Annotated in this window: 16 protein-coding genes; 14 read left to right on the plus strand and 2 right to left on the minus strand. The window is 33.4% G+C overall.

Features of this window, described 5'->3' with window-relative positions:
* The first annotated feature begins 71 nt into the window (after window positions 1–71).
* The 4 genes from AAFU52_RS13155 (at window position 72) to AAFU52_RS13170 (ending at window position 5,208) form a co-directional block, all read left to right on the plus strand.
* Entirely contained in the window at window positions 72–1,034 is a 963-nt protein-coding gene (locus tag AAFU52_RS13155; RefSeq protein WP_024770640.1) for an alpha/beta fold hydrolase, read from the plus strand.
* 13 nt (window positions 1,035–1,047) lie between these two features.
* Entirely contained in the window at window positions 1,048–3,462 is a 2,415-nt protein-coding gene (gene thrA, locus AAFU52_RS13160) for a bifunctional aspartate kinase/homoserine dehydrogenase I (RefSeq protein ID WP_438422249.1), read from the plus strand.
* 145 nt (window positions 3,463–3,607) lie between these two features.
* Entirely contained in the window at window positions 3,608–4,033 is a 426-nt protein-coding gene (locus AAFU52_RS13165; protein ID WP_024770642.1) for an OsmC family protein, read from the plus strand.
* Window positions 4,030–5,208, plus strand: coding sequence for a trans-sulfuration enzyme family protein (locus AAFU52_RS13170; protein WP_438422250.1), 1,179 nt, complete (start codon window positions 4,030–4,032; stop codon window positions 5,206–5,208). Before AAFU52_RS13165 ends, AAFU52_RS13170 begins: the two co-directional genes overlap by 4 nt.
* A 91-nt stretch (window positions 5,209–5,299) precedes the next feature.
* Here the strand turns inward: AAFU52_RS13170 and AAFU52_RS13175 are convergent, their stop codons facing one another.
* Together AAFU52_RS13175 and AAFU52_RS13180 are read right to left on the minus strand one after the other, a co-directional pair.
* The gene (locus AAFU52_RS13175) at window positions 5,300–5,470 is read right to left on the minus strand and encodes a hypothetical protein (RefSeq protein ID WP_438422251.1); all 171 of its coding nucleotides are present in this window, start codon (window positions 5,468–5,470) and stop codon (window positions 5,300–5,302) included.
* A gap of 307 nt (window positions 5,471–5,777) precedes the next feature.
* Window positions 5,778–6,320, minus strand: a complete 543-nt coding sequence (locus AAFU52_RS13180) for a hypothetical protein (protein WP_438422252.1) — start codon at window positions 6,318–6,320, stop codon at window positions 5,778–5,780.
* A 324-nt stretch (window positions 6,321–6,644) separates the two neighbouring features.
* On the opposite strand from AAFU52_RS13180, the gene AAFU52_RS13185 reads away from it, so the two are divergent.
* From AAFU52_RS13185 to AAFU52_RS13230, 10 genes are all read left to right on the plus strand, one after another.
* The gene (locus tag AAFU52_RS13185; protein ID WP_438422253.1) at window positions 6,645–6,911 is read left to right on the plus strand and encodes a DUF2061 domain-containing protein; all 267 of its coding nucleotides are present in this window, start codon (window positions 6,645–6,647) and stop codon (window positions 6,909–6,911) included.
* A gap of 32 nt (window positions 6,912–6,943) precedes the next feature.
* A complete protein-coding gene (locus AAFU52_RS13190) occupies window positions 6,944–7,570 on the plus strand; it encodes a phosphoadenosine phosphosulfate reductase domain-containing protein (protein WP_438422254.1) in 627 nt (208 codons plus the stop codon).
* A gap of 21 nt (window positions 7,571–7,591) precedes the next feature.
* Window positions 7,592–8,551, plus strand: coding sequence for a sulfate adenylyltransferase subunit CysD (cysD, locus tag AAFU52_RS13195; RefSeq protein ID WP_024770647.1), 960 nt, complete (start codon window positions 7,592–7,594; stop codon window positions 8,549–8,551).
* 124 nt (window positions 8,552–8,675) lie between these two features.
* A complete protein-coding gene (locus AAFU52_RS13200) occupies window positions 8,676–9,923 on the plus strand; it encodes a sulfate adenylyltransferase subunit 1 (protein WP_438426640.1) in 1,248 nt (415 codons plus the stop codon).
* A gap of 106 nt (window positions 9,924–10,029) precedes the next feature.
* Entirely contained in the window at window positions 10,030–12,120 is a 2,091-nt protein-coding gene (locus AAFU52_RS13205) for a HEPN domain-containing protein (RefSeq protein WP_438422255.1), read from the plus strand.
* A gap of 5 nt (window positions 12,121–12,125) precedes the next feature.
* Window positions 12,126–12,896 (plus strand): uroporphyrinogen-III C-methyltransferase, encoded by a 771-nt coding sequence (cobA, locus tag AAFU52_RS13210; protein WP_438422256.1) that lies wholly within the window; start codon window positions 12,126–12,128, stop codon window positions 12,894–12,896.
* Between the two features lie 21 nt (window positions 12,897–12,917).
* On the plus strand, window positions 12,918–13,511 hold the full coding sequence (locus tag AAFU52_RS13215) for a precorrin-2 dehydrogenase/sirohydrochlorin ferrochelatase family protein (protein WP_438422257.1): 594 nt from the start codon (window positions 12,918–12,920) through the stop codon (window positions 13,509–13,511).
* On the plus strand, window positions 13,508–14,563 hold the full coding sequence (locus tag AAFU52_RS13220) for an NAD(P)/FAD-dependent oxidoreductase (protein ID WP_438422258.1): 1,056 nt from the start codon (window positions 13,508–13,510) through the stop codon (window positions 14,561–14,563). Before AAFU52_RS13215 ends, AAFU52_RS13220 begins: the two co-directional genes overlap by 4 nt.
* Before the next feature lie 248 nt (window positions 14,564–14,811).
* Window positions 14,812–15,939 carry a hypothetical protein gene (locus AAFU52_RS13225; RefSeq protein WP_438422259.1) on the plus strand — a complete coding sequence of 376 codons (1,128 nt, stop codon included), beginning with the start codon at window positions 14,812–14,814 and terminating at the stop codon, window positions 15,937–15,939.
* A gap of 2 nt (window positions 15,940–15,941) precedes the next feature.
* Window positions 15,942–17,114: a heparan-alpha-glucosaminide N-acetyltransferase domain-containing protein gene (locus AAFU52_RS13230; RefSeq protein ID WP_438422260.1), complete on the plus strand. Its 1,173-nt coding sequence runs from the start codon at window positions 15,942–15,944 to the stop codon at window positions 17,112–17,114.
* Window positions 17,115–17,491: the final 377 nt, after the last annotated feature.

Raw genomic sequence — 17,491 nt, forward strand, 5'->3', positions numbered from 1 at the left:
AAATCTCTATCCTTTCTAAAAGGATTTATAATAAGAGGATTACCAAAATAACCTCAAAGAAATTATAAATAATGCTTCAAAAATTAGACATCTTAAACTATACCACGATAAAGGGAAGATCTATTGATCAGATTCATCTCACATACGAAGTGTTTGGAAAACCCCTTTATACGGCACCAATTGTTTTAGTTAATCATGCTCTTACAGGCAATTCTGCCGTATGTGGAGAGCATGGTTGGTGGAACGGTTTAATAGGAAAAGATAAGTGCATTGATACCAATAGATATACCGTTTTGTCTTTTAATATTCCAGGAAATGGATATGATGGAAAAGAAGAAAACTTAATTGAAGAATATAAAATATTTAATGCACGAGATATTGCTGCTATCTTCTCTGAAGGACTAAAACTATTAAAAATAGATAAATTACATGCCGTAATTGGGGGATCTGTTGGTGGTGGAATTGCATGGGAATTAGCCGCTCTTAACCCTAGTTTAATTACTCATTTAATCCCGGTGGCTACAGATTGGAAATCTACCGATTGGTTAAAGGCTAATTGTTTGGTTCAAGAACAGATTTTATTGAATTCTAAGGCCCCAGTTCATGATGCCAGATTACATGCCATGTTAATCTATAGATCTCCAGAATCATTTAAGCAAAAATTTAACCGTACGTATAATGATGAAAAAGATATGTACAATATAGAAAGCTGGCTGTTATACCATGGAGAACGACTAGATAGTAGGTTTGAACTTTCTGCCTATAAGGAACTAAATTATATTCTGGCGAATATCGATATAACCGAAGGACGAGGAGATTTTAATAAAGTAGCTGCATCAATCCAATCCAATATTCATATCATAAGTGTAAACTCTGATGTGTTTTTTACAGCAGCAGAAGATAAGATTACATTCAAAAAACTGAAAGAAGTAAAACAAAATGTTACTCATAAAATAATTAATTCGGTTCATGGTCATGATGCCTTTTTAATAGAATTTGAACAATTAAATGCATTATTGAAAGATGTGTTTTAAAGAAAAAGAAAAAATGAAAGTTTTAAAATTTGGAGGAAAATCACTAGCTAACGGAAAAGGAATTCTTGCAGTGATTGATATAATTGAAGATAAGGTGAAAAATGGCGAAAAGATTACCGTTGTCCTTTCTGCTCGTGGTAATACAACTGATGAACTTGAGAGAATTCTTGAAAAAGCTGTTAATGGTGAAAATTATCAGTTGCAGTTAGAAGCATTTAAAAAATATCAAATTTCCGATTTTGATAATGCTGATTTTACTCAGGAGTTCGAGACATTAGATAAACTTTTTGAAGGAGTTTCACTTTTAAAAGACTATAGCAAGAGGATAAAAGATCAGGTACTGTCACAAGGTGAAGTTATTTCGGCTAAATTGGTAACGCAAATCCTTAAAGAGAAAAATATCAATGCTAATTTTACCGATAGTAGAACTCTTATCATAACAGATGCCCAGTTTGGAGATGCTCAGCCTCTTGATAAATTATCTAAAGAAAATGTAATTAATCATTTTCAAACGCATAATGGTGCTACAGTAAATATCGTTACTGGGTTTATCGCATCTAATACCAAAAATGAAACAACTACTTTAGGAAGAAATGGTAGTAATTATACGGCATCATTATTAGCTAATTATCTCGAAGCAGAAGAATTACAAAATTTCACTCATGTAAATGGGATCTATACTGCCAATCCTGAACTGGTGCCCGATGCTATAAAAATTGAAAAACTGTCATTTACAGAAGCCAATGAATTAGCATATTTTGGAGCTAATATTTTACATGCGAAAACTATAATTCCATTAATTGAAAAGAATATCCCACTTAGGATTCTGAATACTTTTGATCATAAAAATAAAGGAACCCTGATTACATCAGAGGCCAGTGAAAAAGGAATCAAATCCCTTTCGGTTTTAGAGAATGTAGCTCTAATAAATCTCGAAGGAAGAGGTCTTCTGGGAAAAGTAGGAGTAGATGCGAGAATATTTAAAGCACTAGCCCATAAAAATATTAGTGTTAGTATTATTTCACAAGGTTCATCAGAACGCGGAATAGGTTTTGTTGTCGAAGCAAATAAAGCAAAAGAGGCTAAATCTATATTAGAGCAAGAATTTGAATCTGATTTTTATAAACGTGATGTGAGTGGTATTTCAATAGAAAAAGATGTGTCTGTGATTTCTATTATCGGCCAGGATTTAAGCACATTTCATAAACCATATAATGCACTGATAAAAAATCAGGTAATTCCATTACTGTTTAATAATACGGTTACAGGAAAGAATGTGAGTTTAGTAGTACAAAAAGAACAATTGCATCGCGCCTTAAACGTGATTCATGGTGAGATTTTCGAAATTTCTAAAAAAATCAACATAGCTATATTTGGTCATGGACTGGTAGGAGGTACCTTGATAGACCAAATTTTAAAATCTTCAGAGCAGATCGAAAAACGAAAAAAGATTAGTCTCAATATTTTTGCAGTAGCAAATTCTAGAAAAGTACTTCTGAATAAAAGTGGGGTAGTTCAAAATTGGAAAAATGCGATCAATGAAAAAGGAATTTCATATGCGGTTGAAGATGTGATTCGATTTGCAGATGATCATCATTTAGAAAATCTAATAGCTATTGATAATACAGCTAGTCAAGGGTTTACCGAAAACTATGTAAATTTGGTAGAACATGGTTTTGATTTGGTTTCTTCTAATAAAGTTGCCAATACATTAAGTTTTGATTTTTATAAAAAATTAAGAGTTAAGCTAGAAGAAAATCAAAAGCAGTACTTATATGAAACTAATGTAGGAGCCGGATTACCATTGATTGATACTATTAAGTTGTTACATTTGTCCGGTGAAAATATAACTCGAATCAAAGGGGTTTTCTCTGGATCACTAAGTTATTTGTTTAATACTTTTTCTATAGAAGAACGACCTTTTAGCGAGGTATTACAAGAGGCAATTGATAGTGGATTTACTGAGCCTGATCCAAGAGAAGATCTCTGTGGTAATGATGTAGGTCGAAAATTATTAATTCTTGCTAGAGAATTGGATCTAAGTAACGAATTTGAAGATATTAATATTCATAACCTAATTCCTGAAGAACTAAGAGCTGGTGAAGCAGAAGAGTTTTTAGGAAGACTAAAAGAGTTAGATATCGTATATAAAAATGTTAAAGAAGAGCAAAAACCTAATCATGTATTACGATATATTGGTGATCTTTGGGGTGACTTGTCTCAAGAGAAAGGAAATCTGGATGTTAAATTAGTTTCTGTACCTCAGAGTAGTGCGTTAGGACAAGTAAAAGGTTCCGACTCTATATTTGAGATTTATACAGAGTCATATGGAGACCAGCCTATTGTAATTCAGGGAGCAGGTGCTGGAGCAGCAGTAACAGCAAGAGGAGTGTTTGGAGATGTGTTACGATTAGCAGAAAAAGGATAAAATTATAATCGCGTTAGGGATTGAAGCGACATCCTTTTGTAATCCTGTTACCCTGAGCGAAGTCGAAGGGTTTCTGACAGGTTACAAAAGATATAGCTAAAAGCCCGACCCTGATTAGTCAGGGGAACGCTCAAAACAAAATAAAATGAAAATACAACTCAAAAGAATAGACAGTGATTATCATTTCGAATTAAAAAACGAAAGAGGGCATGTAACATATATAGATAGTACGGCCAAAGTTGGAGGACATGATCTCGCACCAAGTCCAATGGAATATGTTTTAATGGGAGTAGCTGGGTGTAGTGCTATTGATGTGATTTCTATTTTAAAGAAACAACGACAAGAAATTACAGGTTATAGAGCAGAAGTGGATGGTGCTCGCGAAGAAATTGATGGAGCAAAACCTTTTAAGAAAATTACGGTAACCGTTTATCTCGAGGGGGATATTGTTCCAGAAAAAGCACAGAGAGCAGCAGAATTGTCGTTTGAGAAATATTGTTCGGTATCCAAAACATTAGAACCTACAGCTACAATAGAGTACAAGGTTGTGGTTAATAATAAAGAAATATGAGTCTGGAAAGTTTAAATTTTGAAACGCAAGCGGTAAGAACGCAAACTGATAAAACACAGTTTTTAGAGCATTCTACACCAATGTATTTAACCTCGGGCTTTGTTTTTGAAGATGCAGAAGAAATGAGAGCTGCTTTTGCAGAAGAGAAAGAACGAAATCTATATAGCCGTTTTAGTAATCCTAATACAACAGAATTTGTAGATAAGATCTGTAAATTAGAAGAAGCAGAAGATGGATATGCATTTGCAACAGGTATGGCGGCAGTGTTTTCTACATTTGCTGCGTTATTAGATGCTGGCGATCATATTGTTTCTGCTCGATCTGTATTTGGTTCTACACATACTTTATTTACCAAGTATCTTCCAAAATGGAATATCGAAACCAGTTATTTTAGAGTAAATGAGGTGGATAAAATAGAAGGTTTAATCCAGCCTAATACAAAAATTATTTATGCCGAATCTCCAACAAACCCAGGAGTAGATGTTTTAGATTTAGAATTGCTGGGAGCGATAGCAAAAAAGCATAACCTACTTTTGGTTATTGATAACTGTTTTGCGACTCCATATTTACAAAATCCAATTAAGTTTGGTGCAGATTTAGTAATTCATTCTGCTACTAAGTTAATTGATGGACAGGGAAGAGTTCTGGGAGGAGTGACTGTTGGTAAAAAAGAACTGATAAGAGAAATTTACCTTTTTTCGCGTAATACCGGGCCATCACTATCACCTTTTAATGCATGGGTGTTATCTAAAAGTTTAGAGACTCTGGCAGTTCGGGTAGATCGTCATTGTGAGAATGCACTAAAACTAGCAGAATTTTTAGAATCACATCCTAAAATAAACTGGGTAAAATATCCATTTTTGAAATCTCATCCACAATATGAAGTTGCCAAAAAGCAAATGAAAATGGGAGGTAATATTGTTGCTTTTGAAGTAAAAGGAGGAGTGCAAGGAGGGAAAACTTTTTTTAATAGTGTACAAATGTGTTCTCTGTCTGCTAACCTTGGTGATACCAGAACGATAATTACACATCCTGCCTCAACAACACATAGTAAGCTGGCAGATGAAGATAAACTTGTTGTTGGGATTACAGATGGAATGGTGCGTTGCTCTGTGGGACTAGAGCATATTGATGATGTTATATTGGATATAAAACAAGCTCTGGAAAAGATATGAAAGCCGCAACTAAAAAAAGATTTATAAATACTAAGCTATCATCGTTTTTGTAAAAAACTCAGAGGATAATATAAACATGTAAAAGCAGGAATTATAGGAAACTATAATTCCTGCTTTTAATTTTAGAAATATATGCAATATCCATTAGGTTGGCATTGTCCTGCATCACAGAGACTTCCATTACCAATTTTTCTGCAGCACTGATTTCCGTTTTGGTAACAAGGAGTCCCGCTACGCGAACCCAAAATTTGACTTTGGTCATTTTTACTTAATAAAGTAACTCCTCCTAAGTTTAAAATTTTTTTCATAATGTGATATGTTTTAAGAATGAATAGGATTACACATTTAGATCGGGGTAGTATTGGTTAAATGAGCAATTCTATGATTTAGTTTCTCAAATTTAAAATTTCAATATAGGATATAGAACACTGTAAACCGTGAAGTAATACCCCCTGTAAATAGGGGTGTGTGTTCTTGATGATAAAATGGGTCTTAGAAAAGTATGTGAATAAAAAAAGCCGAGAAGTTTCTCAGCTTTTTTTTATTCAAAGAATTTAAAATTTACAGCCTTATTTTTTTGTTAAGGTGAAAATTTGGCTTCCCGTAACTTCAAAAGTAATACCTTGTTGTTCGACTGTTTCTTTGATATCCTTTTTTATACTTAGGGTTTGCGCAGTTAATGCAATAATATCAAAAGAAACGTCTTTGTTAGCAACAGTAGTGATTAGTTTAGTCCCATCTATTTTCCAATCACCGGCTCCAATAAAATCAGGAATTGCTTCTTCATAATCAATGGATTGAGTGGGGATAGTTATTTTTGCTACTAATGTAAACCCTCCAGAACTAAGAAAAGTATTAGGTTTATCAGCTTCAGAAGCTTTTGTGAAAGTTGCTTCAGCAGTATAATCTTTACCTGATAAAGAATAACCGCCACTTACTGGTATGTTTTCAATAGTAGCGGTAACTTTTCCATTTTCAGATTTAACTTCTGTGAGATTCCACTCACCTGGGATTAAGGATTGATCAATTTCAATTGGAGAATCATCATCATCGTTACAAGAAACAAATAGTAAGGTACTTGCTAAAAATAAAAACATTGCAAATCTTTTCATTTCGACTATATATTTTGGGTTAATATTACTTTTATCAACGAGATAGAAATTTACATATTGTCATTTCTTTAAATGAAATCTCTTTTTATGTGATTTTTAAGGATAATTAATAAAAGTTTAATAGGGTGTTCCTCAATAAATTATATAAAGATTCTGGGATTGTCTTAATAATCTACTAAGCTACTAGGGTTTTTGTTGAAGATTTCATAATTCTTATGATTTTCTTTAAGAACTTATGGGTTTTTTGTGTTATAAACAAAATATTATATATACATTTGTTTAATAATCTACTATTCCGATAGGGTAATAGAGTTTTTGAAAAAAATGATTTTAGATCAAATGATATTAGATAAAGTAGCTACACAGAAAACAACGTATCAGGACGATAAAACCTCTGAAAAACCAGTACGTAGTATCGCAAAAGCAGTAAGCTGGAGGGTAGTGGGTACATTAGATACATTGATAGTGTCTTATGTATTAACAGGAGAAATAGCTCTTGCTACTTCAATTGCATCTATTGATTTTGTAACAAAAATGATTCTGTATTTTTTTCATGAAAGAATTTGGAATCGTATTAAATGGGGAAAATAATTGCGCTAGTAGAAAAACAAGTATTGTAAACTATGAGTTTAACAGAAAAAGAAATAGAAAACTTAAATAAGTCTCTAAAGGATAAAACACCTTTAGAAATTGCACAATGGGCAGTTTTAAATGCGAAAACTCCAGTTGTGACTACTAATTTTAGACCATACGAGGTTGCAATTCTTAATGTTTGCTCAAAGGCATTGTCAGATATTCCGGTAATATGGTGTGATTCTGGATACAATACTCCAAACACCTATAGGCATGCCGAAGAGGTTATTGATATGTTGGGGCTTGATGTTAAATTATATGTGCCTAAGCAGACCACAGCACATAGAGATGTAACTATGGGGATTCCGGATATTGATGATCCCAAACACAAAGTTTTTACAGAACAAGTAAAATTAGAACCATTTAGAAGAGCAATGTCTGATTTTACTCCCGATGTTTGGTTTACAAATCTTAGGAAAGGACAAACGGCACTTAGAGATTCGTTAGATATTGTAAGCATGGGTAAAGATGGAGTTTTAAAAATAAGTCCATTTTATTATTACAGTGATGAAGAGTTAGATGTGTATTTAGAAGAATATAAATTACCTAACGAATTCAAATATTTTGATCCAACTAAAGTGTTAGAAAATAGAGAGTGTGGATTACATACTAACTAATAAAATACGAAAAAGATAAGAATGGAAATACTAGAAAAGAAAATAGAACAATTAGAAGGGTCGGCAGGTAACCTAGCTGGAGTATCTGTTCTTAAGGTAAATCCTTTGGAGAGTGAAGCAATTTATATTTTTAGAGAAGTAGTTGCACAGTTTGAGAAACCAGTATTACTTTTTTCTGGAGGAAAAGATTCTATTACTTTAGTACGATTAGCCCAGAAAGCATTTTATCCCGGAAAAATTCCTTTCCCTTTATTGCATATTGATACAGGACATAACTTTCCCGAAACTATAGAATTCAGAGATCGATTAGTAGAAGAATTAGGTGTAGAACTTATTGTTCGCAATGTTCAGGATTCTATTGATCAAGGTAAGGTCGTAGAAGAAAAAGGAAAATACGCTAGCCGTAATAGTTTACAAACTACCACACTTTTGGATGCTCTGGAAGAATTTAAGTTTGATGCAGCTATTGGTGGAGCTCGTAGGGATGAAGAAAAAGCTAGAGCCAAAGAACGCATATTCTCTGTTAGAGATGATTTTGGCCAATGGGATGAGAAAAACCAACGCCCTGAGTTGTTTGATCACCTTAACGGAAAAATTGATTTAGGCCAAAATGTAAGGGTGTTTCCGATTAGTAACTGGACAGAATTAGATGTATGGAGTTATATCCAAAAAGAAGGAATCGAAATTCCGTCTATATATTTTGCTCATACCCGTAAAACATTTGTAAGAGACGGGATGATTTGGTCTGCCGAAGATGATGTTGTGTATAGAGAAGATGATGAAGTGGTAGAAGAAAGAATGGTGCGTTTTAGAACTGTAGGTGATATGTCATGTACCGCAGCAGTGCTTTCTGATGCGATTACTATAGATAAAGTAGTATCAGAGATCAGGGAGTCCACAATTTCAGAACGAGGAGCTCGTATCGATGATAAACGATCAGAAGCTGCGATGGAAAAACGAAAACAACAAGGATATTTCTAGATTGGCTTTTGCCGTTCCAGTACTTTGTCTACGCTCCAGCATAGACTTCGGCTGGAATCCAAAGTTAAGTCAGAGTGTAATAATAATAACGAATATTACTCCGAAAGGAGAAACAATAACAGCTATGGATGTATTAAAAATAGCAACAGCAGGAAGTGTAGATGACGGTAAAAGTACCTTAATCGGTCGTATTCTATATGATACAAAATCATTAACGACAGATAAATTAGAAGCAATTGAAACCAGAAGTAAAGCCAACGGTTTTGATTATTTAGATTTTTCATTGGCGACAGATGGACTAGTAGCCGAACGTGAACAAGGGATTACTATTGATGTTGCCCATATCTATTTTTCTACAAAAACCAAAAGTTATATTATAGCCGATACTCCTGGGCATATTGAATATACCAGAAATATGGTTACAGGAGCGTCAACATCGCAAGCCTCTATCATTTTGGTAGATGCTCGTAAAGGTGTAATAGAACAAACGTATCGTCACTTTTTTATCAATAACCTACTAAGGGTTAAAGATGTGATTGTAGCAGTTAACAAAATGGATTTGGTAGATTTTTCTCAAGAGAAATACAAAGCTATTAAAGCCGATTTTGAAACATTGATCGAAAAAAGCGATTACAAAGAACAAAATATAACGTTTATCCCGGTAAGTGCATTACAGGGAGATAATGTGGTAGATAAATCTGATAATACTCCTTGGTATAATGGACAAACTTTACTAGAACACTTAGAGAAATTGGATGCGCAAGATGTATATGAAAAAGCTCAGGTACGTTTTCCAATTCAAACTGTGATTCGTCCTAAAAAAGATGAGTTTCATGATTTTAGAGGATATGCAGGTAAATTATATGGAGGTGACCTTTCGATTGGAGATGAGGTAACAATTTTACCATCATTAACTACATCAAAAGTAAAAGAAATTTACTTCTTCGATCAGAAGTTTGATACCGCCGGTAGAGGGAGTTCTTGTACAATTACTTTAGAAAATGATGTAAATGTAAGTCGAGGAGATATGATTGTAAAATCATCAGAAAAGCCCCGAGTAGAAAAACAACTCACAGCAACAGTATGCTGGATGGACAGTAAAGATCTAAATCCAGGAACAAATTACTTTATACAAAGTGGAAGTAATCGGATTTTGGCAAAAGTGAAAAGTATAAACGGAACCATTGCAACTGATTTTTCTGGTGATGATACTTCAAAAAATGCTTTGAGTTTAAACGAAATAGGGAAAGTTCAGATACAGTTAAGCAAACCTTTAGCAGTTGATTCTTATAGCAAGAATAAAGCTTCAGGATCATTTATATTAATAGATTCACAAACCAATACTACTTCAGGAGTTGGCTTTATAGAATAAATATAAGCCATTCTTTATAGAAAGAAAAACAAAAAAATAGAATCATAAAACCATCATACAAAAGTCATAACTATGACCTTTTTTAAAGGCAGAAATACGAAAAAAGATGCAAAGTTTTAGAACCGAAATAGAAAACCCAATTGTTCAAAAAGATGTTATAGAATTAGCTAATAAAATTGAGCAATTCCATAAGGGTAAGATTGATGAAGAAAAGTTTCGTAGCCTTCGTTTGGCACGTGGCGTATACGGCCAACGCCAGGAAGGAGTGCAGATGATTCGTATTAAGTTGCCATACGGTAAAGTGTTAAGTAATCAATTAAGACGTATTTGTGAAGTCTCTGATGAGTATTCTCGAGGGAGATTGCATATCACTACACGTCAGGATATACAAATTCACTATGTAGATTTAAATAGAACCCCAGAACTTTGGGCAGAGTTAGAAAAAGATGATGTGACGTTAAGAGAAGCTTGTGGTAATACAGTTCGTAATGTAACTGCATCAGAAACTGCCGGAATTGATCCAAAAGAACCCTTTGATGTATCACCTTATGCAGATGCATTATTTCGTTTCTTTTTAAGAAACCCTATCTGTCAGGAAATGGGACGTAAATTCAAAGTTTCTTTTTCAGGAACTGAAGAAGATACAGGACTATCCTATATGCATGATCTTGGCTTTATTGCTAAAATTAAAAATGGAGTTAGAGGATTTAAAGTCATGCTAGGTGGTGGATTAGGATCGCAACCAAGACATGCAGATGAGTTGTACAGTTTCTTGCCATCAGAAAAAATTATCCCTTTGATGGAAGGAGTGTTGAGGGTTTTTGATCGCCATGGGGAACGAAAAAGTAGAGCCAAGGCAAGAATGAAGTTTTTACTTAAAGACATAGGTGTTGAAGCGTTCAGAGAATTAGTAGAAGCAGAGCAAAACGCAATAGAACAGAAAACTGTTGTGATTGATGCAGAAGCATATAAAACTTCAGTTCCGGTTGAAGTTGAAGCGCCTCAAGTAGAGATCAAAAACCAAAAAACCTTTGACCTGTGGAAATCTACCAATGTAATAGCGCAAAAACAAGAGGGGTATGTAGCTATAGGTGTCAAAGTGTTATTAGGAGATTTTTATACTGATAAAGCTAGATTGTTAGCAGATTTAGTAGAGAAATATGCTGCGGGAGAAATAAGATTGTCATTGCGTCAGAATATTTTGATCCCTTTTGTAAAAGAAGATATAGTACCGTTTTTCTATCAAGAATTAGAAAAATTAGGATTTGTAGAATCTGGTTACAATAAAGCAGTAGATATAACCGCTTGTCCAGGAACAGATACCTGTAATTTAGGAATTGCAAGTAGTACAGGTATTGCCGAGGAACTAGAACGAGTAATCAAAACAGAATACCCTCAATATCTTGAAAAAGAAGATTTGGTGATCAAAATTAGTGGGTGTATGAATGCTTGTGGGCAACACAATATGGCAAATATTGGTTTCCAGGGAATGTCTGTACGTACTAAGGATAAACTAGTTGCACCTGCATTACAAGTCTTATTAGGAGGAGGAAACTTAGGAGATGGTAATGGTCGTTTTGCCGATAAAGTAGTAAAAATACCAAGTAGAAGAGGGCCAGAAGCATTACGTAGAATCCTTAATGATTTTGAAGCAAATGCTAACGGTAAAACTTTTATAGACTATTATACTGAGCAAGGAGAAAAGTATTTCTATGATTTTCTTACCGATTTATCTAATGTAGATAGTCTTACTCAAGAAGATTTTATCGATTGGGGAACAGAAGAAAATTATGTAAAGGCAATCGGAGTAGGAGAATGTGCAGGAGTAGTTATAGATTTAATAGCTACTTTGTTCTTAGAAAGTGAAGAGAAAATAGAAAATGCGAAAATATCTTTTGAGAATGAGATATACTCTGATGCTGTATATCATGCATACAGCTCATTAGTTAATTCTGCAAAAGCATTATTGTTAGCCGAAAACAAAAAAACAAATACACATGCAGGAATCATTCGTCAGTTTGACGAAGAATTTGTAGCAAGTGGAAAAGTACAATTAGAAGGAACATTTGCAGATTTGATCTATCAACTTCAAAAAAATACGCCTACCAGAAATTTTGCAGTAGATTATATCAAAAGTGCAAAACAATTTTTACAAAAAGTACAGGAGTTTAGAGCTGTTGAAGTAGAAAATGCATAAAGAAAATGATAAATACTAGAGCATCAAAATTAACAGTAGTAGGAGCAGGTCCGGGAGATCCGGATTTGATCACTCTTAAGGCGATTAAAGCTTTAGAGTCTGCAGATGTGGTGTTATATGATGCACTTATCAATGAAACCTTATTGGATTATGCATATAAAGCAGAGAAGATATTCGTTGGTAAAAGAAAAGGATGCTATGCATATCAACAAGAGCAGATTAATGAATTGATAGTAAGTAGAGCCAAAAGCCATGGGCATGTAGTGCGATTAAAAGGAGGAGATCCTTTTATTTTTGGACGCGGAGCAGAAGAGATTGATTATGCACAACAATTTGATGTAGAAACCGATATAGTTCCTGGTATATCATCATCTTTAGCTGTCCCTGCATATCAAGGAATCCCATTAACAAAAAGAGGATCCTCAGAAAGTTTTTGGGTAATTACAGGAACCACAAAATCCCACAAATTATCACAGGACATATGCCTGGCAGCAAAATCAAATGCAACTGTGGTAATTTTGATGGGAATGAGTAAGTTGAATGAAATAGTTAGTATCTTTGCAGCCGAAAATAAGCAAGACATTCCGGTTGCTATTATCCAAAACGGGACTACAAAAAAAGAGAAGTTTGGATATGGTACAATAGAGAACATTGAGGAAGTAGTTTTAGAAAAAGAATTATCCTCACCGGCAATTATTGTAATAGGAGAAGTAGTAAGCCAACGAGTTCGGCTAGCTTCGATTTATAATGAAGTTCGGGAAGAAATTGTATCTTAATAGTTCAGGACTAGCTTAAAGATGAAAGAAAGAAATAATTTATATCCGGTTTTTTTAAAGACTGCAAACCTTGAAATCCTTATAATAGGAGGAGGGAATGTAGCAGAAGAAAAGCTTACGTTCTTACTAAAATCCAGCCCAGATGCTAAGGTGACTATAGTATCGCCAATGTTTAGAAAAGATACAATACTATTAGCAAAGAAGTTTGGAGTGGAAATGATACATAAAAAATATCACAAACGTTTTCTCAAAGGAAAACACATTGTGATTGCTACTACAGATGTTCCTAAAGTTAATATACAAGTATATAAAGATTGCAGGAAACGAAGTATATTGGTTAATGTAGCAGATAATCCACCATATTGCGATTTTTATATGGGTGCAATTGTAACCAAAGGCAATGTAAAAGTGGCTATTTCTACTAATGGGAAATCGCCAACGACAGCCAAACGATTACGTCAGTTTTTTGAGGAAGCGATACCTGAAAACATTGATGATTTAGTTAAAAATTTAAACGAGTACAGAAAAACAATAAAAGGTAATTTTGAAGAAAAAGTGGAGACACTAAACGAATTTACCAAAGGATTAATAGGAAAAAAAGAAGTTGAAAAATGATCAAGACTGATATTTTAATAATCGGAGCGGGACCAACAGGATTATTTACTGTTTTTGAGGCAGGATTACTGAAGTTAAAGACGCATCTTATTGATGCCTTACCACAACCAGGTGGGCAATGCTCAGAAATATATCCCAAAAAACCAATATATGATATTCCTGGGTTTCCAGAAATATTAGCAGGAGAATTGGTAGATAACCTAATGGAGCAAATAAAACCTTTTAACCCTGGGTTTACCCTGGGTGAAAGAGCAGAAACTATCGAGAAATTAGAAGACGATACATTTTTGGTAACTACCAATAAAGGAACGCAGCATAATGCGCCGGTAGTTGCAATTGCTGGAGGATTAGGTTCTTTTGAGCCTCGTAAACCACCAATCCCAAATATTGCTGATTTTGAAGATAAAGGAGTAGCATATATTATACGTGATCCAGAAGTATATAGAGATAAACGAGTTGTAATTTCAGGCGGAGGAGATTCTGCTTTAGATTGGTCGATTTTCTTAGCAGATGTTGCTAGCGAAGTAACTCTGGTACATAGACGAAACGAATTTCGAGGAGCTTTAGATTCTGTAGAACGAGTAGCAGAACTTTCTAAATTAGGTAAAATAAACCTGATTACTGAAGCTGAAGTAAAAGAATTAAAAGGCGATGATCACATTACAGCTGTTGGTATAAAACATAAAACAAAAGGAGAAATTATTTTAGATACAGATTACTTCATTCCGTTATTTGGATTATCACCAAAATTAGGACCAATAGGAGATTGGGGATTAGAGATCGAGAAAAATGCAATCAAAGTAGATAATTCTTACGACTACCAGACTAATATCCCGGGAGTTTATGCCATTGGTGATGTAAATACGTATAAAGGAAAACTAAAATTGATTCTTTCAGGTTTTCATGAAGCAGCTATTATGTGTCAGAGCGCTTACCAAAGAATATTCCCAGATAAAAAGTATGTTATGAAATATACAACTGTTGGGGGAGTAGAAGGATTTGATGGAACTAAAAAAGAAGCTAAAAAAGAAGTGGTAAAAGCCATTAATTAAAAATAAATTTTACCGTAAAGGCAAAACAAGTGCATACTGAAAAATCGGTTTCAGTATGCACTTGTTTTATTTTGAATCCTGACAATAAAGATTTAGTTGCTTCAATAACCCGTTTGGATATTATCAAAAATGGTATAATAGGTTATAAAACAGGTTGTACTTCTATGAAATGATGTGTTTTGTAGAAAAAAATTTTAATCTCTATTTTTTTTCTTTACCTATGATTCTAATTTTTTTTAAACGTTCTTATGAAAAAGCTACTTTCTATTCTTTCGATTGTTTTTTTATTAATTGCTTGTAAAAATAAAACTGAGAAAAGTGTAGTCACTAAAAACAAAATACCTGTTTACGCATGGGCACAATTGCCTAAAGATGCGTCAGATGAAGAATTAAAAAATCAGTTTCAAGAATTAAAAAATAAAGGAATTGACGGTTTAATGTATTCTGCAGGTCATGATCCTTTAACTTATAAAAGAGTTGGTGAAATTGTAAAAGAAACAGGGATGGAGTTTCATGCATGGATACCTACCATGATACAAAATTCTAATCCAAAATTAAAACCAGAATGGTACGCCATTAATCGAAATGGTGAATCTGCATATGATAAACCTGCATATGTTTCACATTACCAGTTTTTATGTCCTAATAAAGAAGAAGTGTATGATTTCCTCAAAAACCTATACAGTAGTGTTGCTGATGTAAAGGAGGTAGACGGAATTCATTTAGATTATATACGTTTTCCAGATGTAATTTTGGCAAAAGGATTATGGGAAAAATATGATTTAGTAATGGATAAAGAATACCCTCAATTTGACTATTGCTATTGTGATAAATGTGTTCATGATTTTAAATCATTATCGGGTATTGATATTAAAGATGTTGAGGACCCTTCCCAAGTTGAAGAATGGAAACAATTTCGTTATGATTTGATAACTAAAACAGTGAATAGATTGGCGGATGTAGTACATGGTAAAAATAAAGTGATTAACGCAGCAGTGTTTCCAGGACCGAATTCTATTGCAAAAAAACTAGTCAGACAAGAATGGGATAAATGGAATTTGGATGCATTTTTTCCAATGAATTATAACGACTTCTATCTGGGAGATACAAAATGGATTGGTGAACTTACAAAAGAAGAAGTAACCGCTGTTAATGGCAAGAAACCTGTTTATAGTGGTTTATTCATTTGCCCGAAACCTAAAAATAAAGCAAATGAAGCCGATCCCGAAAATCATGGTTTATTACCAGAAGAATTAGAAGCTGCAATTATTGAATCAATTCAAAATGGAGCAACTGGTATTTGTCTTTTTACACCAAATAGAATGACAGATGAACATTGGGAAGTTTTGCAAAAAACAATTAATGCAGATTTTTAAATATGAGGATTGCTTCAATAGATATTTTTAGAGCTTTGACAATGGTTTTAATGATCTGGGTAAATGACTTCTGGACACTTACAGATATTCCTAAGTGGCTTCAACATGCCAATGCGAGTGAAGATTACATGGGATTTTCTGATATTATTTTTCCTTTGTTTTTATTTATTGTTGGTCTTAGTATTCCTTATGCAATCGAAAATAGACTTGCGAAAAAAGAAAGTAAATCTTTGATTGCTAAGCATATACTGATAAGGTCTCTATCGTTGTTATTAATTGGAGTTTTTATGGTGAATTATGAAAATGCACACCATGAAAGTATTCTTATCGGGAAATATTTTTGGGGTTTACTTATGGCCTTTGCAATACTATTAATTTGGATGAATTGGAAAAAAAGTCCAATTCAAAAAAAATGGCATATTTATTTTCAAGTCTTAGGGTTTATTATACTTGTTTTTTTAGCAGTTATATACAATGGAGGTTCTAAGGGAGAAAGTTGGATGAAAACACATTGGTGGGGAATTTTGGGACTTATTGGTTGGGCTTATCTTATAAACGGGTTGGTTTATCTATATAGCAAGAGAAACATTACTACAATGGTTATTTTATGGGGAATTTTTAATGTGCTTTCTATATTGAATCAGACTGATAAACTAATTTTTGAAAACGATATTATTACTTTGTTTTCTACATTATATACAGGTACTATTCCTGCATTTACTACCGCTGGTATTGTAGCAACATTAGTATTTAAAAAGTTATCGGGGACAAATATAAAATGGTGTTATATAAGTTTAATAGGATTAGGAGTACTACATATTGTTTTTGGAATGGTAACCCGGACTTATTGGGGTATTTCTAAAATACAGGGAACACCATCTTGGTTAGCTATCTGCACAGGAATAGGTTTTCTTATATTTACAATGTTGTATTATATCACAGATGTGAAAAAACAAACAAGTTGGGCAAAAATAATCGCTCCGGCAGGTACAGCAACGTTAACATGCTACATGATCCCCTATCTCATATATCCAATTTATGTAATTACCAATATTAAGTTTCCTGATATATTAAACTCTTCTATTATAGGACTATTTATGTCTTTTGTTTTTTCTTTATTGGTAGTCATTTTTACGGGCTGGTTAGAACAAAAAAAATACAAACTAAAACTATAATAAATCTTAGTTGTATCTAATTTTGGTAATTTCTTTTTATTAATTTTCATTACAGAAGCCTCTATACTATAGTAGTTGTGGGATAGTTATAGGTTTTTAGTGTAATCGATGTTTTCTTGTCCTGTTATTTCTCATTATATGGTATGTTTTTTGTTGGTTTAATTTTTACAAAATTGTATACTTATACGTTGATTATTATATAGGCATTTTTTATAAGATTCAGTATATTTGGTCTTTTAAAAAATCTTCATAATTACCAGTTTAAAGAAACAAGATATAGCTCCTATATAGATGCTCTAAATAATTTAAAATAAAATATAAAGACCTTGCATGAGACCTGTGTGGTCTTTGATTATATTTGCAGACAGAAATAAAAA

The organism is Aquimarina macrocephali, from assembly GCF_051627225.1.
GTDB classification, from domain to species: Bacteria; Bacteroidota; Bacteroidia; order Flavobacteriales; family Flavobacteriaceae; genus Aquimarina; species Aquimarina macrocephali.